A 12,458-nucleotide genomic window follows, 5' to 3' on the forward strand; every position below is an offset into this window, starting at 1 on the left:
TTTCCCCTTTAAAAAATCCAATATTATCCGATAAAAAACATAAAGTCTGATATTTTTGATGATCATGGGGGGACAAACACATTGTTATTTAAAAAAGAGAGTAAAAAGAAAAACACTGCTTTTTTCACACAGCAGGATGATGGGATAAAACGAATCAATTTTCCGGAGAATACGGACATTGCCAAACAAATTAAAATGATTGATTTGACGCAGCAAGACCTTTTTATCTTGAAACAGCTGAATCCAATCGTTCAAGATGAAATTGAACATATCGTCGATAAATTTTATAAAAACCTAGAAGTCGAGTCTTCCTTGATGCACATCATTCAAGATAACAGCTCAGTCGAGCGTCTAAAGAAAACACTACGCATTCATATTAGTGAAATGTTTGCCGGTGTGATTGACGAATCTTATGTGGCCAAAAGAATTAAAATTGCACAAGTTCATTTAAGAATTGGACTTCAACCTAAATGGTATATGGCAGCCTTCCAAGACCTATTGCTATCCATAATGGATTTATTTGCCCAGCATATCCAAGATTTCAAAGAATATCAGACGGCAGTGAAGGCGACGACGAAAATTTTAAATCTAGAGCAACAGCTTGTCCTAGATACGTTCCAAAATGAATACTCTAAAGTTCGTGATGAAGCAGAACTACAGCAAAAAGAGCTTCATACAAAAATTACAGAAACATCTAATTCACTTGCTTCTCTCTTCTCAAACACAACAAATGCAGTGGACAAACTTGTATCAAAATCTGATGAGATGGCGGATATGTCACAGGCTGGCACAAAGATCTCAGCACAAGTTGAAGAGAAATCAATTGGCGGTAAAAAAGAGTTAGAAATTCAGCAGACGCAAATGAACCAAATTGACGGCAGTATGACAAAGATTGAAACAGAAATTAAACGCTTAGAAGAAATTGCGAAACAAATTGAACAAATTTTTGGGATCGTCACAGGTATTGCGGAGCAAACGAATTTACTATCTTTAAACGCTTCAATCGAATCAGCTCGAGCAGGTGAACATGGCAAAGGCTTTGCTGTCGTTGCAAATGAGGTTCGCAAATTATCAGAGGATACAAAGAAAACGGTTTCAACTGTATCTGAGCTCGTCAACAACACAAATTCACAAATCGCCATTGTGTCACAGCATATTGCTGATGTGAATTTACTTGTGACAGACAGTAAAGAAAAAATGACCCAAATCAACTCGCTATTCGATGATATCGTCAGCAGCATGAACTTAAGCAAAAACCAAAACGGAAAAATTGAAATAGATTTGCAAACATTCCTAAACGAATTGAAAGAAGTCAAACAAACAGTGTCCCAAGTGGCAAGTTCGGTCGAGTCTTTAACGAGTCTGACAAATCACTGATCCAGTCATTCTTCTTCTGTTTTAGTATAATAGAGGAAAAGATAGAAAAGGCGGGATTTGATTGACAGCAATTTGCCTAGTCAGACACGGAGAAACCGATTGGAATGCAGCAAAACGAATTCAAGGACGAACAGATATCCCTTTAAATGACACTGGTAAATGGCAAGCGGAACAAACCGGTCTTTACTTAAAAAATGCCCACTGGGATGTTGTCATTTCCAGTCCGCTATCAAGGGCAAAAGAAACAGCTCATTTGATTTTACAGCATGTACATGCACCGCTCGTGATCATGGACGATTTTATTGAACGTGACTATGGCGACGCTGAAGGCATGTCATTTGAGGAACGTCAGAAACTGTTTCCAAATAAACAGTATCCAAATATGGAACCACTATCGGCACTTCAAGATCGAATGCTAGAAGGTATTGAAAAAGTGAGAGCAACCTACCCAGATCAACGGGTACTAATCGTAGCACACGGTGCTGCCATCCATGCCTTACTCACCTCACTAGCTGACAAACATATGGGTATTAAGGATACAAGACTTGAGAATGCCTGCTTAAATTATGTGGAATGGACAGATGGTGAATGGAAGGTGAACGATTACAACGTGGTCAGCCATTTAACACAATCTGCCCCTTCTTAAAGAACCTGTTTTCATAGCAGGTTCTTTTTCATGTCAAAAACAATGATAAAATAATATTTTTTTATATCGAAATTCGAAATAGATGATAGCCTTTTCTACCTATTTTATGGCATTTCGGGTATCGAATGTTTATCCTCAAATGGATCATGAGAAAAAAAGCACGATTCCTTTTTAATAGAAAACCGTTGGAAATATAAAATAAACATATTTTACCATCATTTCCAAGTGACTTAATTCCCTATTTTTCGCTAGGACTTCCACAAAAATTCAGGTCTACTCTTATTTGCCTATCTCTATTAAACTGAAAATACAGAATAATCAAACGGATCATTCTAATAGACTACGGATGATTATTCTGAAATAAGAAAAAGGGATGTGGAATGTGCGTGAAAAAGAAAAATGTGATGACAAGTGTTTTATTGGCTGTCCCTCTTCTGTTTTCAGCAGGGTTTGGAGGCTCGATGGCAAATGCCGAAACTGCCTCAAAGTCAGAAAGCGAAAAAAGCTATATCGTTGGCTTTAAAGCTTCTGCCACCACAAACAGCTCTAAGAAACAGGCAGTGACACAAAATGGTGGGAAATTAGAAAAACAATACCGCCTCATTAATGCTGCACAAGTGAAGATGTCTGAACAAGCCGCAAAAAAACTTGAACACGACCCTAGCATTGCTTATGTAGAAGAAGACCACAAAGCAGAAGCATATGCCCAAACCGTCCCTTATGGTATCCCTCAAATCAAAGCTCCAGCCGTACACGCTCAAGGTTATAAAGGTGCTAACGTCAAAGTAGCTGTCCTTGATACTGGAATCCACGCCGCACACCCTGACTTAAATGTTGCAGGCGGTGCTAGCTTCGTCCCTTCAGAGCCAAATGCCACACAAGACTTTCAATCACACGGAACTCATGTAGCCGGAACCATTGCTGCCCTTGATAACACGATTGGTGTTCTTGGGGTTGCGCCAAGCGCCTCCTTGTATGCCGTTAAAGTATTAGATCGTTACGGCGATGGACAATACAGCTGGATTATCAGCGGTATTGAATGGGCTGTTGCCAATAACATGGATGTCATCAATATGAGCTTAGGCGGACCAAACGGCTCCACAGCGCTTAAAAATGCTGTAGACACAGCGAATAACCGCGGAGTAGTTGTCGTTGCCGCAGCAGGGAATTCAGGTTCAACTGGCTCTACTAGCACCGTAGGGTATCCTGCAAAATACGACTCTACAATTGCTGTTGCCAACGTGAACAGCAACAATGTCAGAAACTCGTCTTCTAGCGCAGGTCCTGAATTAGATGTTTCTGCACCTGGTACATCGATTTTAAGTACAGTACCAAGCAGTGGATATACGTCTTATACGGGAACATCAATGGCATCTCCTCATGTAGCAGGAGCAGCAGCGCTTATCCTTTCTAAGTATCCGAATCTATCAACGTCTCAGGTTCGTCAGCGCTTAGAAAATACGGCAACACCGCTTGGTAATTCGTTCTATTATGGAAAAGGATTAATTAACGTTCAAGCGGCTTCTAACTAAAATAAGTGTGACAAAAAAATCCGGCGAACTGAGCCGGATTTTTTATTTATTGCTTTTTCGATGTTTCCTCTTTTTTTGCGGCTTTTTCCATATCGAAGATTCTCTCCATCATCGTCGGGTGTCCATAGCGGAAGATTTTCACTAAAAGTGGCGGATTGACTTGGGAAAGCCCTGATTTTGCAAGCTTTTGAAATGACGTCACCCCCGCCTCTCCATCTTTCGTCAAGTTCACGGCGTATTCATCAGCTGCACGTTCTTGATGCCTTGACACAGCATTTGTAAAAGGAGAAGCAACAAATGACAGCATAGATACAATGATCAACAGAAGCGGAAGAGCAGCAACGTCATGTGGTGCCTTCAGACGAAATGGAGAAGCGCCTTTTTGGTAAAGGTAAAAATAAAGACGGTCAATGGCAAAAAATCCAACCAGAGACAGCACTAAATATCCTGCTAAACCGATATACACATGCTTCATCACGTAATGTCCCATCTCATGCGCCATGATAAATAAGATTTCACGGTCTTTCAGCTTTTGAAGTGTCGTATCCCACAAAACAATACGCTTATTTTCACCAATTCCTGTGACGTAAGCATTCATCGTGTTTGTTTTCTCTGACATGTTGACTTCATATACATGATCTGCTGGAATGTGTGCTTTCTCTGCAAGAGTTAATATCTTTTTCTCAAGCGCTTGATCCTTCAATGGGTAAAAATCATTGTAGAGTGGATCAATAACGACCGGCTGTATAAAGAAGAGAAACAGTGTAACTGGAACGGTTAAACACCAAGCATACAGCCACCAATATTTCCTTTTCTTTTGAATGAGCCAAAAGAACACAATGGCGCATAGAACAAGCAGTGGATATTGAATCCAAAAATCAAGCGTTTGGTCTTTTAGCCAACTTGTCGTACTTTGTGCTGAAACACCGTAGTACAAGGACAACTGGTAGCTCACCCACTTGACCGGCAATGTGATCAGCATCGTCAAAAGTGACAGCACAAACACATACACAAGTTTGCTCAAAAGGTCAAAACGAGCTGCTGCCAAGCTCCAATCTGCTAATTTCCTTGAAAACCCTGAAATGAGCAAAAGGAAAAAGACATACCAATCTAAAGGAATTGTCATAAAGTACAACAGGTTACGAATGTTCGAGTAACTTCCACTAATCACAAGCTCATGGCTTGTCATAAATGTATGCGGGTCTGCACTTGTCCCTTTCACACTGTCAGGGACAGATGAATCCCCCATTAGAAATAAGTAAGAATAAATAAAAAGACCGTACAATATGTATGCTACCGTTGCAAGAGCTACCCATTTGCGTACTCGCACTGGTCAGCCTCCTTTCCATTTCTCTCTCTATTGTAATCACGCACGTTTTTGTTTAGAACCTGTCTCATGTGGCTCCATCATAGCATGCCCTATCTGAAAAAGCTTGAGTGAAAAAAATGATTATGCTGTTCAAAAATCGGAGAAACTAACCATAAAAAAGTGAGTTGGAGGTTCATCATGAAGAAAATCCTTGCAGGAATTGTGATCTTTGGGCTTTTACTGATTACCTTCTTTTATGTGTTCAGCCGGACAAGTGACATCTTCGATGAAAATCGAGCAGAGAAATTATTGCTTTCACCCACGAACCAGTCCATTTCTTATGAAATAGATGATAAAGATACAACTGAGGATCTAATTGAACAATTAAACAAAGGGAAACAAACAAGCAGCCATCTCAAAAAGAATGTAAAGAAGCCAGATTATATCGCCAAGGTCATGTTCGGACGGACAAATGGCACTTCTTTTCAGCTATGGACCAACCGCTCTCAAGTTGTTTTTTTAGTAGACGGCACCTATTATGAATTAAATCAAAAACAGTCAAATTCCTTTCGAAAACAGGTACAAGAAGCGATTCAAAAAGGAGCCTCTTCATAAGAGTCTCCCTAGATTGTTGACAAAGGGATAAAATGAACTTTATTTTATCCCCTTGTCTTCTTTTCAGCATGATAGAAAACCTTTGCAGTCTAGGAGGCGCGGAGCGAATGTGAACCAGCACGCAGGACTGACAAAGAATGCGAGGGTTTGTCTACACGCTGAGGAGCCTCCTCATAAGAAGAGACTCTTTTTTTATTTACTTGTTTCTGCTTGGTACTTATCCTTTAGCGCTCTTCTTAAAATTTTACCAGTCGTGTTTTTTGGAATATCATCAATGAAATGGATCGTTTGGGGCTGCTTATATTTCGCCAAATAGCGTGAACAATGTGTGATGATGTCTTCTTGATTGATGTGAGCATGTTTCTTAGGGGAAATGTAACAGACAACAGCCTCTCCTGTGTTTGGATCGGGCACACCGATGACAACGGCTTCTGCTACAGCTTCATGTTGATAAAGCACTTCTTCTACTTCTCTTGGATAGACATTATACCCGCCTACGAGAATCATATCCTTTTTTCGATCGACGATATAAATATATCCGTCTTCATCTCTTCTCGCCAAATCTCCTGTGTACAGCCAGCCATCTTTCAGTGCTGCTTCTGTGTCTTCTGGCATTTGATAATAGCCTTTCATAATGTTTGGCCCTTTTGCGATCAGTTCTCCGACTTCGTTTGGTCCAACTTCTTCTCCAAGTTCATTCACGATCTTATTTTTCACATTCATAATATCAGTGCCGACCGAGCCTGGTTTTCTTTTTCCATCAAGGGGATTGAATGCCGTCACTGGGGAAGCCTCTGACAATCCATAGCCCTCTAACACCGTGACACCGAACTTTTCTTCAAAACCGTGAAGTAAAGCAACAGGCATGGACGCACCGCCTGATATACAAATCCTCACCGACTTCATCGCTTCCTCATGACCGTCCTGACGATATAAATAGTTATACATGGTTGGAACACCAACAAATAGCGTTGGTTTTTCTTTCTCCATCATTCGTAAAAGCTCTGATGGGCTGAAATGCGGCAGGACATAGATGGTCGCTCCATGAATCAAAGGGGCATTCATACAGACGGTCAAACAAAACACATGGAACATCGGTAAAGCAGCAATCACCTTGTCCTTCTCATCAATTGACAGGTACTCCGCAATGTCTCTTGCATTTGAATATAGGTTAACATGAGTGAGCATTGCCCCTTTTGGTTTTCCTGTTGTGCCAGATGTAAATAAAATAACGGCCGTATCGTCAGGTTGTATGACAGGATGCTCAGTTTCCGGCGCATCTCCAGACACAAGCTTTCCGAAGAAAACAAGACGATCAGATACTTCTTTTAAACTTGACCTGCACGCAGATTCATTTTGTGCACAAATAATGACTCGTTCAATAGATGGAAGCTGTTCATACACCTGCTCGTATATCGGCAGAAGCTGATCCGGTGCAACAATCCCTTTTACATCACCAGTGACCAGCATATAGCCGATTTCACTTGGCGTATATGTTGGATTGACAGGTACAACAACAAGTCCTGCCTTTAATGCACCAAAAAATGAAATCACAAAATGCGGTGAATTTCCTAAAATCAGTGCGATATGATCTCCCGCTTGAAACCCTTCGCTCACTAAACCATCTGCAAAACGTTCGATACTTGTCATCAGTTCTTGATAGGTCCACTTGTTCCCTTCAAAGATCAGTGCGACGTTCTCTCCCTTGGTCATCGCAGTCTGCTCAAGATTTTTGATCAAATCCATTCTCCCACCCCTTATACTTCATCAATGAATGAATAGCCATTCATTTTATGACCAAACATTCCTCCTTTCTATTATAATAGACAATCGAAAAAATTCACAAGATCAAATGTAAACCGCTTTCATCTCTTTCATTAGAAAAAGCACCGCTATCTCTAGCCGTGCTTGTCCTTGCTTAATAAATCAAATCCAGAAAATCTTCTTTTGATACGTTACCAAAATAATGGCGCATATCCATGTCTTCTAATACATCACTAATGGTTTTGCGATCATATTGTTGCCCAATGAGTCGTTTCTCAATATCAGCAATATCCCCTACACCGAAGAAGTCACCAAAAATTTTGCAGTCTTGAATGATGCCTTTTTTCACTTCTAATCGAAGATCAATCGATCCAGCTGGAAAACGCTTAGAGTGCTGCAAGTTAAACTTAGGTGAACGGCCGTAGTTCCATTCCCATTTTTGGTATCGATCACGAGAAATCTCATGAATCTTCTCCCAATCCTTTTCTGTCAGCTGATACTCAGGCACGTCTCCGTTCGTGTCAAAAATATAGCTTAAAAGAATTTTTCTAAATTCTTCTGTTGTCATCTTTTGATCCATCAGTTCACTAATATTCGCAACCCTGCTTCTAATGGATTTGATGCCTTTTGATTCGATCTTTTCTTTCTTCACATTTAATGCCGAGACAACATGTTCGATTTCTGAATCAAATAATAGGGTGCCATGACTGAAGATACGTCCTCGTGTAGCAAATTGAGCATTCCCCGAGATTTTACGCCCATCTGCCATGATGTCATTTCTGCCGCTTAATTCCGCTTTGACGCCAAGCTTTTCAAGCGCTTTGATGACTGGCTCGGTGAATTTTTTAAAGTTATGAAAGCTGTCCCCATCGTCTTTTGTAATAAAACTGAAGTTCAAGTTTCCTTTGTCATGGTAAACCGCACCACCGCCAGATAACCGGCGAACGACTTTGATGCCATTGTCTTCCACATATTTTGTGTTGATTTCTTCTATTGTATTTTGGTTCTTTCCAATAATAATAGACGGCTGGTTGATGTAAAACAGCAAATACGTTTCTTCTGGATCTAAATATTTTAAGCAATACTCTTCAATGGCTAAATTAATCATTGGATCATAATGTTGCTCGTTATCGATAAACAGCATCTCTATCTTCCTTCCTTGTTCCATCTAAGCCCTGATTGGGCAAGCTGTATATTGCCAGTATATAACGCCTGTGCTTCATTGACTAGGTCTTTATGCCGACCGAAATGAGGCAGATGGGTGATGATAAGCTCTCCAACATTTGCTTCACTTGCCAGCTTCCCTACTTCAGTGCTGTTCATATGTCCTGCACCCGATCCGTCTTGTCCGGCGTAAAAGTTGCTTTCGGCAATAAGTAAGTCTGCATCCTTGCTAAAAGGGATAAATGCATCTTGATAGCTGGAGTCAGCTGTATACACCACCACAGCCTCATTTGCCTGAATTCTCATCGCATAGCATTCTGCCGGATGAACCGTTTTCAAAAAATCAATTTGAAATGGTCCAATTTGAATGCCCTCTTCCGGGTGATAAGGTTTTGTCTTTGTATGTACATCATCAGAGAGCCGCTGAAATGCTGCTTGATCCCCGGTATGTCCGTAGATCGTCAGCGGACCACTGCTTTTTCCTAAATGATAACCCACTAGCTTCGCATATTGGAGAGGTCCGATATCTGCAACATGATCGTGATGATAATGAGAAAGGAGTACAGCATCTAGTTCTTCTATATCAATGTATTGCTGAAGCTTTGACAGAACTCCGCTCCCGCAGTCGACAAGCAGACGAAAACCATCTGATTCAAAAAGATAACCTGATGTGGCTTCACCAGCTGCTGGAAATCCTCCGTAGCAGCCAATCACGGTTAATTTCATCGTCATATTTCCTCCTTTTCAAAAAATCCCCTTCTTACAATATACCCATTTTTCATAAAAAAAGCATTCTTCTTGCCTATTGTTACAAAACAGATTGACAATTATAAATCTGTTATAATACAATGATAACAATAAAACGTATTGGAGGATGACAAATGCTAGGAAAAATCACTGAGTTTTTTAGAAATTTGCCTTCAAAAAAATGCACAAAATGTGGAAATGATTTAATGGAACAGCACGAGTGTTACGGTAATGAATGTGAGGAATGCTCACAAGTAAGTTATCTTAAATAAGGAAATAAATAGAATAAAAAGGCACTTTTTTCCTCCTTCGTCAGTTGGAGTCAAAAGTGCTTTTTATTTTTTCTGAAAAATAGGTAAAAAGGTAAAACCCTTGGTACAGAAGGGTTTTTTAGTATTTTCATATGATGACTTTTAGTTCGGAAGGCACTTTTTATTGACTTAAAACAACGAAGGGGGTTCGAAGTGTCCATTTTTTCAAATAATTTTGTATTTTCTTAATATAATTTAATCGTGGACGAACCTCTTTAATTTTAGTTATACTTTAATTCATATATTAAAACTTAATATGATGGGAATATTCCTTTAATGAATATGCTAGGGAGGAAATCTATGAAAAAATTAAAATTTGGATTAGCTACACAAATCCTAATCGGTCTTATTCTCGGTGTCGTTGTTGGGGCAATCTTTTTCGGTAACCCAGGCGTTGAGACTTATTTAAAACCAATTGGAGACTTCTTCTTAAGACTCATTAAGATGATTGTGATACCAATTGTCGTATCTAGCTTAATTTTAGGAGTTGCAGGTGCCGGTGATGGTAAAAAGGTAGGGAAGCTTGGTTTTAGAACCATTCTTTATTTTGAAATAATCACAACATTTGCGATAATTCTTGGTCTCGTGCTTGCAAACTTTGTACAACCTGGTGCAGGCGTTGACTTCGGAAATACGGAAAAACAGGACATTAGCCAGTATGTTGAAACGGAAAAAGAGCAAAGCAGTAAATCAGTTGCTGATACGTTCCTTCATATCGTTCCAACGAACTTCTTCCAATCATTGGCGGAAGGTGATTTGCTTGCGATTATTTTCTTTACTGTGTTATTTGCACTTGGCGTTTCAGCCATTGGTGAACGCGGCAAACCAGTGCTCGCCTTCTTTGAAGGTGTATCACACGCCATGTTCCATGTCGTCAATGTTGTGATGAAAGCTGCACCATTTGGTGTCTTCGCACTCATTGGTGTGACTGTCTCAAAATTTGGTCTTGAATCTCTTATTTCATTAGGTAAGCTGGTAGGTCTTGTTTATTTTGCGCTCGCTCTCTTCCTTATCGTTGTATTCGGAATTATTGGAAAGATGATTGGCGTCAATATTTTCAGATTTCTTGCTTACATGAAAGACGAAATGCTTCTCGCCTTTAGTACATCCAGCTCTGAAACAGTTTTACCGAGAGTCATGGATAAAATGGAGCGCATCGGGTGTCCAAAAGGAATTGTTTCTTTTGTTATCCCAATTGGTTATACGTTTAATCTGGACGGCTCCGTCTTGTATCAAGCCATTGCGGCGCTTTTCTTAGCGCAGGTATATGGCATTGACCTCACGATCGTACAGCAGCTCACACTAATCCTTGTATTGATGGTGACATCAAAAGGAATGGCTGCCGTTCCTGGTACATCCTTTGTTGTATTACTTGCAACACTTGGAACAATCGGTGTTCCTGCTGAAGGTCTAGCCTTTATTGCAGGTGTTGATCGTATCATGGATATGGCAAGAACCGTTGTCAACTTAACAGGTAATGCACTTGCAGCTGTCGTGATGTCTAAATGGGAAGGGCAATATGACCCTGAAAAAGGACACCGCGTGATGACTGGACAAGATGTACCTGAGCCAACACAACTTTCAAGCTAATCAAAAAGAACCCCGCGATCGGGGTTCTTTTTTATACTGTGATTAATTTGCTTTGAACATAGTGGTACAGAAGATTGGCTGTATGAATCAATGAGTCTTCATGGGTTCTTTCAAAGGCATGCGAAGAGTCAATGCCAGGTCCAATCAGTCCATGAATGATATCATGCCCTGCTCGAATCGCTGCCGACGCATCTGAGCCATAATAAGGGTAAATATCAAGGCGGTAATCGATCTTATTTGCCTCAGCTAATGCTGCTAAATGTTTGCGCAGCCCATAGTGATAAGGACCGCTAGAATCCTTCACACATATTGACACACTGTATTCATCAGTTGATTGACCGTCACCGATGGCTCCCATATCAACAGCCAAATATTCCACCGTTTCTTCCGGGATATTTGAGTTCCCACCGTATCCGATTTCTTCATTATTTGAAATTAAGAAATGTGTCGTATGCGGCAATGTGATGTTCTCTGTTTGAATGCGGTGAATCAATCTCAGCAACAACGCCACACTTGCCTTATCATCAAGGTGTCTTGATTTAATAAAACCTGAAGATGTCACTTCCACTCTAGGATCAAATGAGATAAAGTCTCCTACTTGAATGCCAAGTGCTTGCACATCGTCTGCATTTTTCACTTTTTCATCTAAGCGAATCTCCATATTTTCTTGATTTCGCTTCGCTTTTCCAGCATCCTCATATACGTGAACGGACGTTTGATGCATCAGAATGGTACCTGTGTATGTACGGCCTGTTACTGTTTCAATTTCACAATACTCGCCTTCTATCGAGTTATATTGAAAGCCTCCAATGAGTGCAAGACGCAGCCGGCCATTTGATTTAATTTCTTTGACCATCGCACCGAGCGTATCGACATGTGCTGTCAGCATGCGGTGTTCCTTGTCATCTGTTCCTTTTAGGGTGGCAATTAATCCGCCTTTTCGATTTCGCTTCGTTTCAATATTTAAATCTTGTAAAAAACGTTCGACAAAGCCAATCACTTTCTCAGTATTTCCTGATGGACTTGGGATCGACACAAGCTTTTGAATAAGCTGAATCGTTTCATTTACTTCCGTTGTCATTCGGCATATCCTCCTTCATCTAAAAGAAATTCTTTCCAAGCATGCCTTTTTTCAGCATCCTTCTTAAAATATATCGCTTCGGGTTCCTGATGTCTAATTTCTAATAGAAAAACCTTTCTCAGGAAAGAGAAAGGTTTCAGAATGTTGACAAAGGGCTAAAATGAACTTGATTTTAGCTCTTTGTCTTCTTTTCAGCGTGATAGAAAACCTTTGAATTCTAGGAAGGACGAGTACCGGTGCGGAGCGAATTTGACATTCGTGAGCACCGGCACACAGGACTGACAAAGAATGCGAGGGTTTGTCTACACGCTGAAACCTTTCT

General features: G+C 40.4%; 11 protein-coding genes. 6 read left to right on the plus strand and 5 right to left on the minus strand.

Features of this window, described 5'->3' with window-relative positions:
* Positions 1–15 precede the first annotated feature (15 nt).
* The 3 genes from ACTJJQ_RS02190 to ACTJJQ_RS02200 all read left to right on the plus strand — a co-directional run bounded on the left by ACTJJQ_RS02190 (position 16) and on the right by ACTJJQ_RS02200 (position 3,555).
* Positions 16–1,377: a globin-coupled sensor protein gene (locus ACTJJQ_RS02190; RefSeq protein WP_370539267.1), complete on the plus strand. Its 1,362-nt coding sequence runs from the start codon at positions 16–18 to the stop codon at positions 1,375–1,377.
* A gap of 61 nt (positions 1,378–1,438) precedes the next feature.
* Complete coding sequence (locus tag ACTJJQ_RS02195) at positions 1,439–2,023, plus strand: histidine phosphatase family protein (protein WP_008348812.1); 585 nt, start codon at positions 1,439–1,441, stop codon at positions 2,021–2,023.
* Positions 2,024–2,409: 386 nt separating this feature from the next.
* Entirely contained in the window at positions 2,410–3,555 is a 1,146-nt protein-coding gene (locus ACTJJQ_RS02200; RefSeq protein ID WP_008348814.1) for a serine alkaline protease SapB, read from the plus strand.
* 46 nt (positions 3,556–3,601) lie between these two features.
* Here ACTJJQ_RS02200 and ACTJJQ_RS02205 read toward each other — a convergent pair whose 3' ends face one another.
* Positions 3,602–4,885, minus strand: a complete 1,284-nt coding sequence (locus ACTJJQ_RS02205; RefSeq protein WP_440599915.1) for a M48 family metallopeptidase — start codon at positions 4,883–4,885, stop codon at positions 3,602–3,604.
* A 177-nt stretch (positions 4,886–5,062) separates the two neighbouring features.
* On the opposite strand from ACTJJQ_RS02205, the gene ACTJJQ_RS02210 reads away from it, so the two are divergent.
* Positions 5,063–5,479, plus strand: a complete 417-nt coding sequence (locus ACTJJQ_RS02210) for a hypothetical protein (RefSeq protein WP_007497192.1) — start codon at positions 5,063–5,065, stop codon at positions 5,477–5,479.
* 192 nt (positions 5,480–5,671) lie between these two features.
* On the opposite strand, the gene ACTJJQ_RS02215 is transcribed toward ACTJJQ_RS02210, so the two are convergent.
* The 3 genes from ACTJJQ_RS02215 to ACTJJQ_RS02225 all read right to left on the minus strand — a co-directional run bounded on the left by ACTJJQ_RS02215 (position 5,672) and on the right by ACTJJQ_RS02225 (position 9,133).
* Entirely contained in the window at positions 5,672–7,225 is a 1,554-nt protein-coding gene (locus ACTJJQ_RS02215) for a fatty acid--CoA ligase family protein (RefSeq protein ID WP_008348843.1), read from the minus strand.
* Between the two features lie 172 nt (positions 7,226–7,397).
* Entirely contained in the window at positions 7,398–8,387 is a 990-nt protein-coding gene (locus ACTJJQ_RS02220) for a lipoate--protein ligase (RefSeq protein ID WP_008348846.1), read from the minus strand.
* A gap of 2 nt (positions 8,388–8,389) precedes the next feature.
* Positions 8,390–9,133 (minus strand): MBL fold metallo-hydrolase, encoded by a 744-nt coding sequence (locus ACTJJQ_RS02225; RefSeq protein WP_045034874.1) that lies wholly within the window; start codon positions 9,131–9,133, stop codon positions 8,390–8,392.
* A 155-nt stretch (positions 9,134–9,288) separates the two neighbouring features.
* Between ACTJJQ_RS02225 and yhfH the strand changes: the two genes are divergently transcribed.
* Both yhfH and ACTJJQ_RS02235 read left to right on the plus strand, forming a co-directional pair.
* Entirely contained in the window at positions 9,289–9,426 is a 138-nt protein-coding gene (gene yhfH, locus ACTJJQ_RS02230) for a protein YhfH (RefSeq protein WP_008359029.1), read from the plus strand.
* Positions 9,427–9,765: 339 nt separating this feature from the next.
* On the plus strand, positions 9,766–11,055 hold the full coding sequence (locus ACTJJQ_RS02235) for a cation:dicarboxylate symporter family transporter (RefSeq protein WP_144484625.1): 1,290 nt from the start codon (positions 9,766–9,768) through the stop codon (positions 11,053–11,055).
* Positions 11,056–11,086: 31 nt separating this feature from the next.
* Here ACTJJQ_RS02235 and ACTJJQ_RS02240 read toward each other — a convergent pair whose 3' ends face one another.
* A complete protein-coding gene (locus ACTJJQ_RS02240; protein WP_024720001.1) occupies positions 11,087–12,136 on the minus strand; it encodes a M42 family metallopeptidase in 1,050 nt (349 codons plus the stop codon).
* Positions 12,137–12,458: the final 322 nt, after the last annotated feature.

Origin of the sequence: Bacillus sp. 22483 (assembly GCF_052044605.1) — a bacterium.
In the GTDB taxonomy this organism is placed as follows: Bacteria; Bacillota; Bacilli; order Bacillales; family Bacillaceae; genus Bacillus; species Bacillus altitudinis.